The following is a 17978-nucleotide window of genomic DNA, read 5'->3' on the forward strand; positions in this document are numbered from 1 at the left end:
CCCCGGCTTTTCGTTTCTTTGCAGTCTGAAACAAGCTGATGTGCGCCTATGAGTCCGGTCCTGGATATGACCATCGACGAACTGTTCGACCAATTCGACAAACTGCGGGTCCTGATTATAGGCGATGTAATGCTCGATTCGTATGTGTGGGGGCGTGTGGAGCGCATCTCACCCGAAGCTCCCGTGCCGATCGTGGCTGTTAATCGGCGTGAGTTGCGGCTTGGCGGAGCGGGTAACGTATTACTGAACGTACAGGCATTAGGAGCCGAAGCGATCATCTGTTCAGTCATTGGAACCGACGAACCCGGTGATCGACTTATCGGACAGCTTACCGAGCGTGCTCTGAATTGCGATGGTCTGATTCGCAGTCAAGATCGGATCACAACCATCAAGGAACGTATTATTGCTGGTTCGCAACAAGTGGTTCGCGTTGATACCGAAACGGATAAATACATCACCGCCGATGAGCGGACGCAATTAGTAGCCAAGGCCAAAGAACTGATTCCAACGTGTCATGTCGTCATTTTCGAGGATTACGACAAAGGTGTATTAAGTAAAGAAGCCATCGCGGAAATTACCGACTTCGCCAACGAGCAGGGTATTCCAACGGTCGTTGATCCGAAGAAACGGAACTTCCTGTCGTATCAGAACACGACGCTGTTCAAGCCGAACCTGAAAGAACTTCGGGAAGGGCTAAAACTTGAATTTGATGTCGATAATGCTACTGAATTCCGGGCAGCTGTCGATGAACTGATCACCCGGCTTAACATAAAAGGGGCACTGATCACCCTTTCTGAACGGGGGGTCTACATTGATTTCAACGACGAGAAGCGGAAATTGCCGGCCCACGTTCGTCAGATCGCCGACGTGTCGGGTGCGGGTGATACCGTGATCAGCATTGCGGCCTGTTGTGTCGCGTTGAAGCAGTCGCCCAGTATCATTGCGGGCTTATCGAACCTCGGTGGCGGACTCGTTTGCGAATCGGTTGGTGTTGTGCCAATCGACAAAGCCCAGTTGAAAGAAGAAGCCAAAGAAAATTTGTAACGCGGACATCCTGTCCGCTGGGCATAGGATAACAATTGATTGACAACTCAGCCTATGCTCAGCGGACAGGATGTCCGCGTTACAGTTGTGACATTTCTTTTACCGCATCGACAAAGCACCGTGCTTTATCGGGGTCCGTATCGGGATAAATGCCGTGGCCGAGATTGGCGATGTAATGCTGATGACCAAAAGAGTCGAACATTTGTTTGACTTCGGCCCGGATCTGAGCAAAATCGGCGTAAAGAACACAGGGATCAAGATTGCCTTGCAAAACCCGGTTCGGGATCAACTCCCGCGACTCAGCTGGGTTCATGTTCCAGTCCAGTCCCACTACATCGCAGCTCAGTTGACCGATTTCGTGCCGCGCGAAAAAAGCGCCTTTGGCAAAAACCGTGACGGGTACATCGGTGATTAGATCACAAATTTGTTTGATGTACGGTAGCGAGAACGTGCGGTATTGTTCCGGCGAAAGAATGCCCGCCCATGAATCGAAGATCTGGACCAAATCAGCTCCGGCCCGGATCTGTGCCTGCAAATAGCTGATCGTGCTGTCGGTAATCTGCTGAAGCAGCGCATGAGCAAAATCGGGGTCGGTATAAAGCAGTTTTTTGGCTACCGAAAATGTTTTCGACCCCTTTCCTTCGGTCATGTAGCAAAAAATGGTGAAGGGTGCCCCGGCAAAGCCAATCAGCGGTACACGTCCGTTCAGTTCTTTTTTTGTCAGTTTGATCGCATCCAGTACGTAGCCAAGATCACTTTCGGCATCGGCTACGCGCAATCGGCTCAGATCGGCCAGCGTGCGAACCGTGTCCGGGAAGACCGGGCCCCGACTTTCGATCATCTCGTACGGGAGGCCCATCGCTTCGGGCACAACCAGAATATCGGAGAAGATGATGGCTGCATCGACATCGAACGCATCGACCGGCTGAATCGTTACCTCAGCGGCTAGTTCGGGCGTTTTCGCCAGCGTAATGAAACTCCCGGCCTTTTCCCGAACGACACGGTACTGCGGCAATACGCGACCTGCCTGTCGCATCATCCAAACGGGAACCCGTTCCGTCAATTCACCCCGGGCAGTGCGGAGTAATAAGTCATTCTGTAAAGTCATGGTGCAAAGATAGTCCTCAACCGCGATTCGTCTGATTATCCTGATTTGTCTGATTACTTTTGATCGTTCTTAGTTGTTTTATTTTTACCGGAAACGGAAAAGCCAATGCCTTCACTCTTCATCGACGCCGAACGGTTGCGTGATCTCAACAGCGGTCTTGGACAGGTATGTCTGCACCTCGGCCATGAACTTGTGCGTCAGCGACCCGACGCATGGGATGTAACGTTTCTGGTGCCAAGAGGTCAAACGGGTATTTTTGGTAATTCGGTCAACTACTTCGAAGCGTCGTGGCAACGCAAACTCTGGATTCCAGGACCTTCCGGATCGGGCAAGTATGACGTCTGGCATTGCCTGCATCAGGATTCGGCGTATTTGCCCCGGCAGTCGCCGACGAAACTAGTGTTGACAATCCATGATCTGAATTTTCTGGAACGACCCGACTATTCATCCGAAAAAAAAGCGGGTAAACTGGCGGAATTACAACGTAAGGTCGACCGGGCTACCGCCTTAACGACTATTTCGAACTATACGGCTGGTGTGGTGCGGGAGCACTTACGCATTCCGGTGTCGAAACCAGTACAGGTTATTCCAAATGGTGTAGCCGTCGATCCTGCCGGTGCACCAACTGTAGTGCCCGACGCATTAAGCTCACTTGCCGAATCGCCTTTTCTGCTCTTTCTGGGCGTCATTCACCCCAAGAAAAATGTTCATACACTGTTGCCGCTGCTGGAAGCGTTCCCGGATTATCGACTGGTGCTGGCTGGTCCGGACGGTCATCCGTATGCACAGCATCTTCGCGAACAGGCGCAGAAACTTGGTGTAGCTGACCGATTTCTGATGCTCGGCGCGGTCGATGAGGCTGCCAAGTTGTGGCTTTATGCTCATTGCGAAGCATTTTTATTCCCATCCCTGTCAGAAGGATTTGGGTTGCCCGTTGCCGAAGCCATGACATTCGGTAAACCTGTTTTCAGTTCCAACCTCACGAGTCTGCCCGAAGTAGGGGGGAAGGAAGCCTATTATTTTGACGACTTCGAGCCGGAGAATATGGCAAAAGTTCTCCACGATGGGTTGCACGATTTTGGTCAGAACGCACTTCGCCAGGAACGGTTACGCAAACGGGCGGCTGGCTTTAGCTGGCCAAACGTAGCCCGCGACTACTGGGCGTTGTACAAAGGGCTGATGAATCCAAAATCCTGAGCTAAGCAATCGTTTGAAACGCGGTTTTGCCCGAGTGAGGCCAGAAGGTTAGCGTTAAGCGGCTTTTCTAAGACGATGGCTACGGTTCTTTCCAAACACATTTTTGATTGTCAGTACAATCGCTACGTAATAAAGAAGGCACAATGTTTCCAGGATGCTTTCCAGGAGGGTAACCATCTGACCCGAAAGCATGGTGTCATAGTTAAGAAACAGGTATTTATTCAGCAACAGTAGTGCCATGCTCAGGCCGTAAGCGATGATGTATACCGGTGAGCCGGGAAGCATAACAGCATGACTCACTTCGCGACGATTCTGGTAGAAAAATACAACACCTCTAATCAACGCAAAAAGGACCGAGAAGGAGGCATACAGCAATCCGATGCCCAATCCTGATTTAATAGTTTCTTCCAGGCCCATAAATGTGTTCAGCATATACACACCAATGAACAGGCTAACTGACAACGGCCAGCGAGAGCCTTGCATAAAGGAATGAATTAGTTTCCATTCCATCGTATTGATCCGACGCGCGTTCTGTATATGGGAATCTTCCTCCATTTTTAACAATCCTTTTCGGCCCCCGAAGCCCGTATGGATTTCCCGTAAGGCCACATCGAATGGCACGCCAGCCGCTAGCCGATCCGTAATGCCGGCTGCATAGTGGTCAGTCAGTTCATCAATCAGCTCTTCGTTGAGCAGCCAGTTTTCCTTACGCAGATGTCGGTCAATGGCGGTGAGTTGATCGGGCGTGAGCATGGTGAATGGGTCGTTTTAGTGTGGAATGCCAGTGTGAAGAGTTGGTATAATGAATGGTAGCTGGCCATTGACTATCGAGCCGTATCAACTTCGTATAGTGTCTCATAGACTGCCCGGCTCGTTCTTATAAATAAATAATAGATGAACAGATACAGAGCAACCAGACTGATTTCCAGTGAATTCGGGAAAATAGAGAGAAAAACAGCGCCGAGGCTTCCGACAGCGTAGAAGGGTACTAAAAACAGAATGTGCCGCTTTAAAAGGTACAAAACTTCAGTAGGTACGTTGTGGAAGCCGCGAAACGGTATCGTCTTCAGGTAAGGCCAAAGCATAAACAGCCAGACGAACGAACTACCCGCCAAGGCTCCCTCGAGTGTACCGTTCAGAAAATGACGCCAATCGGGCTCATCCGTTAAACGCGTTTTGTGGGTAAGCCAGGAGAAAAGAAAAATTGCCAGAACAGCAATCAGCGTCTGCCCGACCAAGGGTTTCTGAAATTGAGCGAGCAGAGCCTGGAGCCCCCGCTCGTCATAGTGCCGAAACGTAACGCGATTGTATTGTCGCTCCATCTTCTGTAAGCCTTTGCTACCGCCAAAAGCGCTCTGGACATCGGTTATCGCCGTTTCGAATGACAGGCCGTGTGCTAGTCGTTCGTCAAGAGCGATCGTATAATGGTCGGTTAGCTCAAGAATCAGTTCCTCGTTGGTCAGCAGATTTATCTCGCGCAGGTGTCGGTCAATGGCAGTGAGTTGATCGGGGGTAAGCATGTCAAATACTCGGTTTGAGGTTGAGTACCAGATTTAGATTTTCCAGAAAGGACGTTAATTCGGCGATGCGTCCAGCCGCTTCGGTATGACCTATTTTTGTGAGTGAGTAATATTTACGGGCGCGGCCATCCACAACCTGCGTTTCGGTCGTGAGCAACCCATCGGCTTCGAGCTTGTGTAGAGCCGGGTAGAGCGCGCCTTCCGTGATGGTCATTTCGCCCGCGGTCAGGTCTTTCACTTTTTGCGTAATCTCGTAGCCGTACATCTTCTCGCGATCTTCGAGCAGGCGCAGAATCATGACGGACAGGCTACCTTTCAGTAACGAGGAAGTATTGGGCGTATTCATGGACCAAACGTACAAAAGAATTCTATATACCTAGAAATCTTAGGTATAAAATTTTTTTCAGGGACGTACCTTTGTCGTACCAATGAAAACATACCTTCGATTACTCTCGTTTGCCAAGCCACTAGGCCGCTTTCTGACACCGTTTGTGCTGACGTCGCTACTATCCAGTGTGTTTGGCGTTCTGAATTTTGCCCTGCTGATCCCATTACTGAGTACGCTGTTCAATCAGGTCAATACCAAGCAGATGCAAGTGCTGCTGAGTCAGCCAGCGCCTACGCTGATTTCGGTGGTTACGTCGCCAACCCGCGTCTTCAATTATTATTTCGCGCAGGCTTTCTACACCTACGGACAAATCGGTACGCTTCGGTTCGTTTGCGTTGTCATCGTGCTGTCTGTACTGTTCAATAACCTGTTCAAGTATCTGTCCGTCCGTCAGTTAGAGTCGTTCAAAGTGCGCATGGTGGCGAAACTCCGCGAAGCTGTATTTGCCCAGACACTCCGGCTACACCTCGGTTTTTTCTCAAACGAGCGTAAAGGAAACCTGATCTCCCGCATAACGACCGACGTGCAGGAGGTTGAAAACTCCATTGCCAACACGCTGTCGGCAGCGTCGAAAGAAGTGTTCCTGCTGATCGGCTATGTCACCGCATTACTGCTTATTTCGGTCAAACTAACGTTGTTTGCCATTATCGTTATTCCCATTTCGGGCGGCTTCATCGCTACGCTGGTCCGGCGGATGAAACGGGATGCGCAGGAGGGTCAGCAGCGATTGAGCGGTCTGGTCAGCTTATTGGATGAAACGTTCGGCGGTATGCGGGTCGTGAAAGGATTCGTGGCTGAGGGGTTTATTCTGGACAAGTTTCGGACGGAAAACGAAGGTTATCGAAAAGCGATTCGGTCGCTCGCCAACCGGCGCGAACTGGCATCGCCCTTTTCGGAAGTTATGGGCGTGGCGGTGGTCGCTGGAATCCTGCTCTACGGCGGCTCACTGGTCCTGAGTGGCCAGTCGGACCTGACCGCGGCTGAATTTATTTCCTACATCGCTATTTTCTCGCAGGTAACCCGCCCCGCCAAAGATATTTCCAATGCCTTTAGCGGATCGCAGCGGGGACTGGCTTCGGGCGAACGGGTGCTTGAACTGATCGATACGAAACCCGCTGTTCAGGATAAGCCCGGCGCTGTAACGCTGGCCGGTTTTCAGCATAAGATTTCGGTCAGGAACGTGTCCTTCGCCTATACGCCTGATACGCCCGTTTTGCAGGATATCAGCTTTGATTTGTGTAAAGGAAAAACCATTGCACTGGTTGGATCGTCGGGGGGAGGGAAGTCGACCATCGCCGATCTGATCCCGCGCTTTTATGACCCAATTAACGGCCAGATCCTGATTGATGGCGTTGACCTGCGCGATTGTACGATGGCGTCCTCGCGGGCGCAGATGGGTATTGTTACCCAGGAAAGTATTCTGTTCAACGACACAATCTTCAACAATATCGCCTTTGGGAGTTCGGCTACGGAAGCGGATGTAATGGAAGCGGCCCGAATTGCCAACGCCCATGCGTTTATTATGGCCCAGCCGGACGGTTATCAGACCATCATCGGTGACCGGGGCGGCAAGTTATCGGGGGGGCAGCGACAGCGGATTAGTATTGCCCGCGCTATTTTGAAAAATCCCCCAATCCTAATTCTGGACGAAGCCACATCGGCGCTGGATACCGAATCCGAAAAGCTGGTTCAGGAAGCCCTGACGCGGTTAATGGCCAATCGGACGACACTCGTCATTGCGCACCGACTCAGCACGATCCAGCATGCCGACGAGATTCTGGTCGTCAATCAGGGGCGTATCGTCGAACGGGGTCGGCACGATCAGTTACTGGCCCTCGATGAAGGATTCTACCGGAAATTGAGCACCATGCAGCATGTTTAAGTGAGCCCAAGCTGACGAACGGAATTAGCTTTCTCTGCTCGGTACGTGAAGGCCGCACCAGTCACTTGTGATTGGTGCGGCCTTCACACATAGCGTAGGGTCTAAAAACTGTATTTTACAATTATTTAATATCACTAATTTTTCCTGTAAAATCGTTATTGAACGGTCGTTTTTGGGCCACTGGCTCAAAAACGACCGAAACGCTGAAAAAAAGGCAAAAAGTAAAAATCCATCGGGCGTGTTTTCGAGTATCTATGTGCAGTTCCTCGGCTGTCGGGGGGCAACTCCACTAAACAATTAGAATGCTCAATGGAAAAACTACCAAACGACCCAACGGTTACACCACAAGGTCTGTCCGGTAAAGCATCGGCCGCCCTGGGTCGCCGTGTGTTCATGCGCTATCTTGGCGCCACCGCAGCAGCTGGTGTAGTATTAAGTGCTTGCCACGATCAAATTGTTGACCCATCTGTAGCGACAGGTTCTGCCCGCGCTGGTGAAGCCGTTGACCTTGGCGACATCGGTTCTAAAGACGTAAACGTACTGAATTACGCTTACGCGTTAGAGCAGCTGGAAGCAGCTTTTTATATGCAGGTACTCATGACGCCATACTCGGGCATGAGTGGTTACGAACGGGCTATTCTGAGTGATATCCGTGATCACGAAATTGCTCACCGCGAACTGTTTAAAGCAGCATTAGCTAGTGCGGCTATTCCAGGCCTAACGCCTAACTTCAGCTCTATCAACTTCAACAGCCGTGCGTCTGTGCTAGGTACCGCGCGTGTATTCGAAGCCGTTGGTGTATCTGCTTACAATGGTGCCGGTAAATACATTACCACACCAGATTACCTGGTACTTGCTGGAAAAATCGTTTCGGTTGAAGCTCGTCACACGGCGATCATCAGCGAGCTGGTCAGCCCACAAACAATGTCTTTCTCTGGTGATGATATCGTTGCGCCATCAACAGGGTTGGGAGAAGCTCGCACACCAGAAGAAGTTCTGATGCTGGTTCGCCCCTTCATTCAGGAAATCGTTAATGGTAAAAACGGACGTCGTGCATAACTAATCAACAGCCATGAATCTACAAAACATACTTACTGAAATTGAGAAGGTTGATGCTGACGTATTCGAACGGGTAGCTCACGTATCTCGTCGTCACGTTTTCCAGAATTTACTGAAGAAGTCGGTTAAAGCCGCAGCTCCTGTAGCGTTAGGTGCTGTTCTAAACAACGCTTACGCACAGAGTAGTTCTGTTGCCGATGTGCTTAACTTCGCGCTGACGCTTGAATATCTGGAAGCTGAATTCTACAATCGTGGTCTGGCCGCTCCCGGTCTGATTACGGGTATGGAAGGCTTGAGCACATTCCAGCAGATTGCGAAACACGAAAATGCGCACGTTGCCTTGCTGAAATCAGCACTGGGTGGCGCGGCCATTGCGAAGCCTAACTTCGATTTCTCGGCGAAAGGTGCTTTCCCGGATACATTCTCTAACTATCGGACATTCCTGACCCTTTCTCAGGCATTTGAAGATACTGGTGTTCGTGCCTACAAAGGCCAGGCTGGCAATTTGATCAGCGCACCAGACGTATTGACGATTGCCCTACAGATTCACTCAGTAGAAGCAATGCACGCAGCGAAAGTACGCTACCTGAATGGTAGTCGTGGCTGGATCATGGGCGCAATGGGCGTACCAGCTGCTGTATATGCTGGCGATGACGTGCGGGTACAGGGTGGTGTTGATGTGGTCAATCTGACGGGCCTTGGTGTCGATCAGGTTACCGGCGCATTCGATGAACCACTGACCAAGGCGCAGGTACTAGCTATTGCTACGCCGTTCTTGGCATAGATAAAGTGGAGTGCTAATTGGGTGGTTGTTGAACAGGTCTCTGCTCAGCTAGCCACCCAATTAGTTTATACAGCGTTTAAATGAAAAGCCCCGGTTAGCGCTAACCAGGGCTTTTCATTTATAACCGATTCGTTCAGGCTACAAACTAGGTGTGGCCGTAACACTCCGTAGCCTCATGAGCGATCCTTTCTCAACGCTGTTCTGCGGATTGAGCAGACAGATCTGATTGATAATACCATTCCATCCGGTATGACCACTTAAGTTGATCTCATACGTTCTGAATTGCCCGTCGCCAATAATCGGGAAGTCGATCTGGCGGTCCGGACCGTCGAGAAAGTCATAATCTTCCGGTTTACGCCAGACCATTCGGGCTATAGTTGCCTTCGTTGTGAAAGCGGCCTGAATGTAAATCTTCTTCAAATCGGTTGGGTTCCAGTAGACGAACGGGCTACATACCCGGAAGTTTGCCTTCGTTGTATCGACGCGCTGCCAGCGTACCGCCAGCTCGTTCTGAATAGGTGATCCCTTATCGTTGACGTTGTAATAAAACCATCCCTGACGATCCTGCGTAAATTTGAAATTAGGGAGCGTGGCCGGACGCGGCTGGCTATACACATACTGCCGAATATCAGCCAGTGAGCCAACGATCAGGGTATACTCGTACTCAAAAACGCCATTATGATCGATCTGGGCAAATCCGTCAGCGTTCATATACGTACTCGTAACGTCGAGTTCGTTACCTGTCTGACCGGACCCGAACGCATTCGTTTTGAATCGGAACTGGTTAGGTTGATGCAGACCCACTCCACGCCCGTTGGCGTTAAGCAGTGCTGTCCAGTTTTCGGTCGTGTAATGACTGATCATCTCCCGTTGCGAAATTTCGGTTACGGCTCCGTTGGTGAACGGCTGATTGCCGGTGTAGGTAACCATGCGGTAGTAGGGCGCGTTGAGATAAACGCAGGGCATCTCCTGAGTCCGGGCGTCATATTGGGTCGTATCGAGACGGTTAGCTGTTGTGCGGCTCCGTACGTGGACCGTATTCCCCTGAAGTTCGATCCAGTGCTCCATCACGCAGTCGGCAGGTTCGTCGAAGAGGGGCCAGATGAGCGGAACCGTTTTGACATACAGCGTATTCTGCCCCTGCTGATAACTGACCACGCGAGCCGGATGGTTATAATAATCACCCGTTTGAACAGGGTTCCAGCCCAGATTTCGCCAGAAATAGACCGGATCTTTGCCATTCACCGAGTAGGGGTAAGGACCCGCATACAGTGATGTTTGTAACTGGCGACCCAGATCATAGTTATTGACCATGTTTTCCGAACTACCCGCTTCGGAGAGGTAGTTGATCGCTCCGCCCATATTCAGGTCGATCGCTACCCGCACTTTGTCGTTGCCGATAAATAGCCGATTCTGGACAACAGGCTGGGTTTGTGGCGGCAGATTTCCCGGATTGGTAGGCGTAGTAGGCGGTGTATACGGAGCCGTAGCCGGATACTCACGGACACAGGTAAAAGCCAGCATACTAACGACGATACACAGCGAGTACAGGTAGAAGCGTGTTCGGTGCATAGATTAAAAAATGATTAAATCAAAAATACGACCCTACCCTGCGTTTTCCAACTATTATTATCCACTGACCAGCTGACGGAGCCGTAAGGGGAACAGCTGTGCTCTGACTGAAATACAAGGGGCGTACCAAGCCGAAATTACTGTTTATGAATTGAGTGAGGTTTATCGCAGTATTAATTATTGCTACTGGTAACTCTTAGAGTTTGAGTCGGTACGTGTCGGTCGATCGCTGACAAAGGCCATTTACGGCTCCTGCTAGCCGTTTTTAACAGGCATCGCACGAAAAACGGCATTGACTTACGAACGGATAATTTTATCTGTTCAGGTTAATTCTAAAATTCTCCTTTTCCATTCCCCCGTAAACCCCTAATTTTGCAGGATTTTTGACTACCCCATACCGGCTTGACTAGCAAAAAGCCGGTGTTCGTCACGAGTCAATCGTTCATCATTCATTCGGGACCGCCCGGCCTGGATTCGCCCGCGCGGTTCATTGTCCCGCTGAAAAATGCCTAAAAACGCTAAAATCCGCTCGGTTCTTATTATCGGTTCTGGTCCTATCGTTATCGGACAGGCTTGTGAGTTTGATTATGCCGGTTCACAGGCGGCCCGCTCCATCCGGGAGGAAGGTATTGAAGTGTCGCTGATCAACTCCAATCCGGCAACGATCATGACCGATCCAATCAACGCCGATCATGTGTATCTGCTGCCATTGGAGAAAAAATCCATTGTTGAAATCCTGAAAAAACATCAGGAAATGGGGCGGCCAATCGACGCGGTCCTGCCGACAATGGGTGGTCAAACGGCACTGAACCTGGCTATCGATTGCGACAAGGCAGGTATCTGGGAAAAATACGGTGTAGAGATCATTGGTGTGGATATCCGCGCGATCGAAACAACCGAAGATCGGGAGAAATTCCGGCTGTTGATGCTGGAACTTGGGGCTGGTGTTTGTAAAGGTCGCACAGCCCGTTCGTTTCTGGAAGGCAAAGAAATTGCTCAGGAAATTGGCTTTCCACTCGTTATTCGCCCATCATTCACGCTTGGCGGTACGGGGGGCGGCTTTGTCAACACTCCCGAAGAATTCGATAAAGCCCTGACGAATGGCCTGCACGCGTCGCCGGTACATGAGGTCCTTGTCGAGCAGAGCGTAATGGGCTGGAAAGAGTATGAACTGGAGTTGCTGCGTGATAACAACGGCAATTTCATCATCATCTGCTCCATTGAGAACTTCGACCCAATGGGTATTCATACCGGCGACTCTATTACGGTAGCTCCGGCCATGACCCTGCCCGATACGTTGTATCAGAAAATGCGGGATCTGTCCATTCGGGTTATGAGTGGCATCGGGCAGTTTGCGGGCGGTTGCAACATTCAGTTCTCCATCAATCCACAAACCGACGATATTATCGTCATCGAAGTAAACCCACGCGTAAGCCGGTCGTCGGCGCTGGCCTCAAAAGCAACGGGCTATCCCATTGCCAAGATTGCCGCTAAAATGGCCGTTGGGTATAATCTCGATGAGCTGATCAATCCGATTACGGGTACGACTTCGGCGTTTTTCGAACCGGCTATCGATTACGTCATCGTAAAAGTGCCACGCTGGAACTTCGACAAATTTCCGGGTGCTGACCGGTCACTGGGCTTACAAATGAAGTCGGTGGGCGAAGCGATGGGTATTGGCCGGAATTTCCAAGAAGCCTTGCAAAAAGCCTGTCAATCGCTCGAGATTCGCCGGAATGGTCTCGGCGCCGATGGTCGCGAACTGACCGACCGTGATGCGTTGCGGCAGAGTCTGGCGCATCCGAGCTGGAACCGACTGTTTCATATCTACGATGCGTTCAAAGCCGGTATGTCGTTCCGTACGATTCAGCAGTTGACTAAAATCGATCCCTGGTTCCTGCATCAGATCGAGGAACTGATCGAACTGGAACGTGAGATCGAACAATATGATCTGGACGATTTACCCCCCGAATTGCTGCGCACGGCAAAACAAAAAGGGTACGCGGATCGGCAGCTTGCCCACTTGTTGCAGGTCAGAGAGAGCAAGATTTATCAGTACCGGCAGAAGCATAATATCCGACGGGTGTTCAAATGCGTAGATACCTGTGCCGCGGAGTTTGAGGCAAAAACGCCGTACTATTATTCGACGTTCAACAACCAGTTGCCCATCACCACCGACCGGCCGGAACCTGTTTCTGATCTGCCTGGTAACGAGTCGATTCGGAGCGACCGGAAAAAGATCGTTGTGCTAGGATCGGGACCAAACCGCATCGGGCAGGGTATCGAGTTCGATTACTCCTGCGTACATGGCGTGTTGGCCGCGAAGGAAGCGGGTTATGAGACGATCATGATCAACTGTAATCCGGAAACGGTCTCTACCGATCCTGACATTGCCGATAAACTGTATTTCGAGCCAGTCTTCTGGGAGCACGTACACGCCATCATCATGCACGAACAGCCCGAAGGCGTCATTGTGCAACTGGGTGGACAGACGGCGCTTAAGATGGCGGAGAAGCTTACCCGCTACGGGATCAAAATTATTGGTACAAGCTGGGAAGCGCTCGATCTGGCCGAAGACCGGGGTCATTTCTCCGACATGCTTCGTCAACTCGACATTCCGTATCCTAAATTTGGCACCATTCGCGAGTCGGAAGGAGCAATCGAACTATCGCGGGAGTTGGGCTTCCCACTTCTGGTACGACCAAGTTACGTGCTCGGCGGTCAGAACATGAAGATAGTTATCAACGAGAATGAACTGGAGCAGCACGTGATGAAGATCCTGAAGGATATTCCCGATAACAACATCCTGCTCGACCACTTTCTTGAAAACGCCATTGAAGCCGAAGCCGACGCGATCTGCGATGGCGAAGACGTCTACATCATCGGCATCATGGAACACATTGAACCGGCGGGGATTCACTCCGGCGACTCGTATGCGGTGTTACCCACGTTCGATCTGAGTGAAAATGTGCTCCGGCAGATTGAAGAGCATACCAAAAAGATTGCCGTCGCGCTGAAAACCGTCGGGCTGATCAATATTCAGTTTGCGATCAAGGACGAGATCGTCTATATCATTGAAGCCAATCCACGTGCCAGCCGGACGGTGCCGTTCATCTGTAAGGCCTATCAGGAGCCGTATGTCAACTACGCGACGAAGGTGATGCTGGGCGATAAGAAGGTGAAAGATTTTGACTTTAAGCCGGTGAAGAAAGGATACGCGATCAAGATTCCAGTGTTCTCGTTCAGCAAATTCCCGAACGTCAACAAAGAACTCGGTCCCGAAATGAAATCGACGGGTGAAGGAATTTACTTCATCGACGATCTGAGCGACGACTTCTTCCAGAAAGTATACGCCGAACGGAATCTCTACCTGAGCCGGTAGGAACCGAAATTAGTAATCAAAACGCAACAGCCCGGCCTACTCTAAGCAGGCCGGGCTGTTGCGTTACCGGGTGGAAAATATAGTTTATTAGAAACCCAGGCCGACAGCAAATCCGCGGATGGAAGGATTGCCACTCAATGTAGCACCCGCTGTAGCCGCTCCCGTCGTTAAGTTGATCGTGTATACTTTAGATGATCCACCCGAACGAAGCAGGGCATAACCTGTGTTCGACGTACCGCCGATGTCGAAGCCATTGCCGCCTTCGATCTCGACGCCTAATGGGCCAACAGGGACCAGCGTACCGTCGTTTGGCGGAGCCTGCCGCACTAGCAACGCACTACCCGTACGAGTGTCGATATCGAAGAGCGTCGTAGCGGTCGAACCCGCGAAGTTGTTTGTGTACGCTGCGCCCGTTACGTTCGGTGAGCCCTGACCAGAAGCGAACGCCAAGGTGCCATCTACTGCGGCTACTGTTCCATTATCCGGATTGAGTCGCAGATCCTGCCCGTTGAAACCAACTAGCCGAATGCGGTCAACCGTTGGGTTGAAGTCAAAGCCAAAATCACCGCCCCCGCTTGGTATCGATGGAGAAAACGAGCCTGAACCAATCGCCGTTGCCGCTCCGTTCGATGTGTTGATCGTGTAAAGCCGGCTCGTGCTGCCCAGCGCATAAAGCTGACCATTGGCAGGACGAAAATCAATACCATACACGGTTTCACCACCTTGTAGGCCCGTTATGGACTTAGTAACCGACGATCCGGTCATTGGGTTGAAAATATGCAGCATATTGGCACCATCAACGGCGTAGGCAACGGGTTCGGTTTGAATGGCTAAGCCAACGATGCTCGTCGAACCAGGCAAATCACCCAGCCGCTCAGCACGACCGCTTGTCAGATTGATCTCATAAAGACCTTGTGTAATACCGTTGATCAACGTCGCAATCGCATTACCGTCCGGTGCAATGTCAAAACTGCCCCGACCAGCAATATCAATACCCAATGAACCGACTTCAACCAGTGTACCATTGTTGGGCGGATCCTGACGATACAGTTTGTCGGTGATAGGGTCGATGTCATATAGCGTCGTCGTTGTAACACCCGCCCGGCTGTTCGTGTAAGCAACTGCCGAAACGGCTGCGTTCGCAACCCCGTTGATTGGACCGTCAACAATCATCACGGCTCCCGTTTCCGGGTTCAGCCGCAAATTCTGTCCTTTGTTGGTAACAAGCCGGATGCGATCAACCGTTGGGTTGAAATCGAAACCAACCACGTCGCCGTTGATGCTCGGTGTAAACGGCCCCGATCCCAGTGGGGTAGCAACGCCGTTGGCAAGGTTGATCATGTAAACCCGGCTGCCGTTACTTACGCCGTACAACTGACCTGTAGCGGGCCGGAAATCGATGCTTACCAGCCGTTCGTTGTTCTGAACGCCGGTGATGCTGATCGTTCCCTGGTTTACCCCTGGGTTTTGCGTGTTTATCTTCAGCAACTGGTTGTTATCGGTCAGCGCATAAAACATAAAGTCGGCTGACAAACGGGCATTGGCGGTGCCGTAATTACTTTGCGGGTCTAACGGCTGAACATCCCGACAGGCGTTGAGCGACAGCAACAATCCGAAAGAGAGCAGACCAGCTAGGGAGCGGAGAGGTTTGTTGTAGGACATAATTGGTTGGGAAAAAGATTTCATAAGCGTGTATAATAACTGAATGCCTATACGGACATTAACTCGGAACGGATTGGGTTGTATTAAAAAAAGATTAAAATTATATTTTGTGGTAGGTACGGCTTTCGTAAAAACTGGCGTTTGTAAGCATTTGATTCATAAGTGTTTTCTTAGAACTGGTTGCCCTTGGCTCGTGATTATTGATGTCAAAACGAGTCTGAAAAGTCAAGAAATCAACGTTTGGTTTTAATTTCTTTTAATCCGTCTGATGAGGCTGGTCTAAAGAATCACCACATGCTGACTCGTCCTGAAATCAACCTTTGATCGCACAAAAAAGCCCTGTCGGTCATCCGACAGGGCTTTTTTGTGCCAATACCTTCCTAGAAAACTATTTCCGGTAACGGCTGCGATATTCAGGGCCAACACCAAAGCCATAGCCTAGCGTTATAGTAGCGCCTGAGTTATAAACATTCTGAGCGCCAGTTCCACCCCGTATAGGCTGCTTGGTTATATCGGTCAGTCCAAATGTGTAACGAGCATCGATCAGGAAACGCTGCCGCTGACCAAATCCTGGAAAATTTAACTGGAAGCCAGCGAACAAGCCAAGATCAGCATTCTTGAACGCCTGGGAATTGTCTACATCGGGTTGAGCCACGCCGTTCGTCTTCTGCTTAACGACTTGGGCGCTCAGGGGTATAAACAGCGAAGGGCCAAAGAAAATGTTAGGTCTGAAGTTGCCATCAAGCGTCAGGAAGTAACGTAACGCAATCGGAATCTCCAGATAGTTTATCCGATGTTTAAATTCTTCGGGTACACCGTTTGTGTTGCCTTCAAACTTACCACCGCGTTGAGAATACAACACGTCAGCGGAGATGCCGAAGTGATTGAGGGAGCTGTACATCAGAAAAGCGCCGGCAGTCAGACCCGGAGTCAACTTGAAATTTTGTACATCGCCCCGCAATGTGGACATATTCAAGCCAATACGGGGGCCTGCGCTAAAGCGTTGCTGTGCATAAGTAGTTGATAGGCAACTTAATAGGGCTACGCATAGAATGGTGAGAAAACGTAGCGAAATTGAGCGAAACATAGAATGTAGAATTGTTTGTTATGCCCGGTTAACGCTCGTTCTTTCGAAAATGTTTTACTCTATCAAGTGAGTTCTTATATCCCGGCTCTGGAACGGGTAATTTATAAAGATTCGTAGTAAGTAATCACCTGCTGGATGATGGCAGCCAAGGCATCGGAAGACACTCGTTTCGCCACGAGTCAGAAACCCACTCAGGCGGTTCTCATAGAGAACGTAAACGCTACGTTCGTCGGGTTTATGCGCTTGATTTGCTGCGTCGTTTTAGGCGTATCGACGGGTTTCGGTTTGGCAGGTTGTTTCGGGAAGAAGAATATAAAATAGATCGCCATAGCCAGCATGAAGAGAATGGCAGCGGTCGTTGTGGCAATCCAGAGAGGCCACAGCCTTTTTTTTGTGGCCGTGGTATGAATGCGCTCCTGTAACGCCCCCCGCAGACTGGCCAGCTGTTCGGCGGTAGGCTTGGCGGTTTGCTGCATCGCTTCAAGTCCGGCCAGTGCGTCGGCATAAAAAGGATCTTCCAGCAGCAACCGCTCGACCCGGTGCTGCGCCGGACCAGTCAGTCTTCCGGCCTGGTAGGCTCGCAAATCGTCAAAAGTCAATTGGTCATTCATAGTAGTAATACAAACGGGCCATCGAAGTTATTTGCTCATGCAAAGTTTCAGCATTCGTCGCCCGTTTTGCAAATAACTTTTTACTTGTTTAAGCTCGAAACCGGTCAGGTCCGCAACTTCCGTGTAACTTTTTTGATCAAGGTAGAATAGTGTCAGACACATGCGTTGTTCACTGGGCAGCGTTTGCAGACAGGCTTCCATCCGCGTCAGATCTTCTTCGAGATCAAGCGTTCGATCGTCTGATTCGTCAGCGATCAGGGTCGTAACCGGATTCTCTTCGGTTTCGCTCTCACCTGTCAATCCTGATAATTGAACGGCCCTGGGATGCGTCTGACTTTTACGCAACTGCATCAGGCAGTAATTGCGGGCAACGCTGTGAAGCCAGGACTGAAACTGTTGAACATCGTGTTTGCGAAGATCAGTAATCAACTGCTCAAACAGGTGCATCACAGCATCTTTGGCTTCGTCTTCGTCGCGCAGGTAGTTGTAGCAAACGGCGTAGACCAACTCCATGTGTTGCTCATAGAGTTCGCCCAACACGGCCAGATCGCCCGTGGCACGGTATGCCGAGATGTACTCCGCATCGGTGGTGGGTCTGGATTTACGGAACCGTTTCAGAAACATACGCTGCCTGCCTGCTTATCCTATAGATGTACGAAGTCATATAATTCCATAACTAACC

Annotated in this window: 15 protein-coding genes; 6 read left to right on the top strand and 9 right to left on the bottom strand. The window is 50.6% G+C overall.

The window, feature by feature from the left end:
* The first annotated feature begins 48 nt into the window (after positions 1 to 48).
* Positions 49 to 1044 (top strand): bifunctional heptose 7-phosphate kinase/heptose 1-phosphate adenyltransferase, encoded by a 996-nt coding sequence (locus GK091_RS02535; protein ID WP_164035047.1) that lies wholly within the window; start codon positions 49 to 51, stop codon positions 1042 to 1044.
* Positions 1045 to 1123: 79 nt separating this feature from the next.
* On the opposite strand, the gene hemE is transcribed toward GK091_RS02535, so the two are convergent.
* Positions 1124 to 2152, bottom strand: coding sequence for a uroporphyrinogen decarboxylase (hemE, locus tag GK091_RS02540; RefSeq protein WP_164035048.1), 1029 nt, complete (start codon positions 2150 to 2152; stop codon positions 1124 to 1126).
* Positions 2153 to 2257: 105 nt separating this feature from the next.
* On the opposite strand from hemE, the gene GK091_RS02545 reads away from it, so the two are divergent.
* Complete coding sequence (locus tag GK091_RS02545) at positions 2258 to 3349, top strand: glycosyltransferase family 4 protein (protein ID WP_164035049.1); 1092 nt, start codon at positions 2258 to 2260, stop codon at positions 3347 to 3349.
* 54 nt (positions 3350 to 3403) lie between these two features.
* Here GK091_RS02545 and GK091_RS02550 read toward each other — a convergent pair whose 3' ends face one another.
* The 3 genes from GK091_RS02550 to GK091_RS02560 form a co-directional block, all read right to left on the bottom strand.
* Positions 3404 to 4102, bottom strand: a complete 699-nt coding sequence (locus GK091_RS02550; protein ID WP_164035050.1) for a hypothetical protein — start codon at positions 4100 to 4102, stop codon at positions 3404 to 3406.
* A 71-nt stretch (positions 4103 to 4173) separates the two neighbouring features.
* Entirely contained in the window at positions 4174 to 4869 is a 696-nt protein-coding gene (locus GK091_RS02555) for a hypothetical protein (RefSeq protein ID WP_164035051.1), read from the bottom strand.
* A gap of 1 nt (position 4870) precedes the next feature.
* Positions 4871 to 5215 carry a PadR family transcriptional regulator gene (locus GK091_RS02560; protein ID WP_164035052.1) on the bottom strand — a complete coding sequence of 115 codons (345 nt, stop codon included), beginning with the start codon at positions 5213 to 5215 and terminating at the stop codon, positions 4871 to 4873.
* Positions 5216 to 5297: 82 nt separating this feature from the next.
* On the opposite strand from GK091_RS02560, the gene GK091_RS02565 reads away from it, so the two are divergent.
* The 3 genes from GK091_RS02565 (at position 5298) to GK091_RS02575 (ending at position 8982) form a co-directional block, all read left to right on the top strand.
* Positions 5298 to 7139 carry an ABC transporter ATP-binding protein gene (locus tag GK091_RS02565; RefSeq protein WP_164035053.1) on the top strand — a complete coding sequence of 614 codons (1842 nt, stop codon included), beginning with the start codon at positions 5298 to 5300 and terminating at the stop codon, positions 7137 to 7139.
* Positions 7140 to 7448: 309 nt separating this feature from the next.
* Positions 7449 to 8198 carry a ferritin-like domain-containing protein gene (locus tag GK091_RS02570; RefSeq protein WP_164035054.1) on the top strand — a complete coding sequence of 250 codons (750 nt, stop codon included), beginning with the start codon at positions 7449 to 7451 and terminating at the stop codon, positions 8196 to 8198.
* Between the two features lie 13 nt (positions 8199 to 8211).
* On the top strand, positions 8212 to 8982 hold the full coding sequence (locus GK091_RS02575) for a ferritin-like domain-containing protein (RefSeq protein WP_164035055.1): 771 nt from the start codon (positions 8212 to 8214) through the stop codon (positions 8980 to 8982).
* A gap of 138 nt (positions 8983 to 9120) precedes the next feature.
* On the opposite strand, the gene GK091_RS02580 is transcribed toward GK091_RS02575, so the two are convergent.
* Complete coding sequence (locus GK091_RS02580; protein ID WP_164035056.1) at positions 9121 to 10554, bottom strand: hypothetical protein; 1434 nt, start codon at positions 10552 to 10554, stop codon at positions 9121 to 9123.
* A gap of 505 nt (positions 10555 to 11059) precedes the next feature.
* Here GK091_RS02580 and carB point away from each other — a divergent pair.
* Entirely contained in the window at positions 11060 to 13936 is a 2877-nt protein-coding gene (gene carB, locus GK091_RS02585) for a carbamoyl-phosphate synthase large subunit (protein WP_164035057.1), read from the top strand.
* 87 nt (positions 13937 to 14023) lie between these two features.
* Here the strand turns inward: carB and GK091_RS02590 are convergent, their stop codons facing one another.
* The 4 genes from GK091_RS02590 to GK091_RS02605 all read right to left on the bottom strand — a co-directional run bounded on the left by GK091_RS02590 (position 14024) and on the right by GK091_RS02605 (position 17920).
* The gene (locus tag GK091_RS02590) at positions 14024 to 15622 is read right to left on the bottom strand and encodes a DUF4394 domain-containing protein (protein WP_246202126.1); all 1599 of its coding nucleotides are present in this window, start codon (positions 15620 to 15622) and stop codon (positions 14024 to 14026) included.
* A 364-nt stretch (positions 15623 to 15986) separates the two neighbouring features.
* A complete protein-coding gene (locus tag GK091_RS02595) occupies positions 15987 to 16685 on the bottom strand; it encodes a porin family protein (protein ID WP_164035058.1) in 699 nt (232 codons plus the stop codon).
* A 191-nt stretch (positions 16686 to 16876) separates the two neighbouring features.
* Complete coding sequence (locus GK091_RS02600) at positions 16877 to 17296, bottom strand: hypothetical protein (RefSeq protein WP_246202127.1); 420 nt, start codon at positions 17294 to 17296, stop codon at positions 16877 to 16879.
* Between the two features lie 27 nt (positions 17297 to 17323).
* On the bottom strand, positions 17324 to 17920 hold the full coding sequence (locus GK091_RS02605) for an RNA polymerase sigma factor (RefSeq protein ID WP_164035059.1): 597 nt from the start codon (positions 17918 to 17920) through the stop codon (positions 17324 to 17326).
* Positions 17921 to 17978: the final 58 nt, after the last annotated feature.

Source organism: Spirosoma agri (assembly GCF_010747415.1).
GTDB lineage: Bacteria > Bacteroidota > Bacteroidia > Cytophagales > Spirosomataceae > Spirosoma > Spirosoma agri.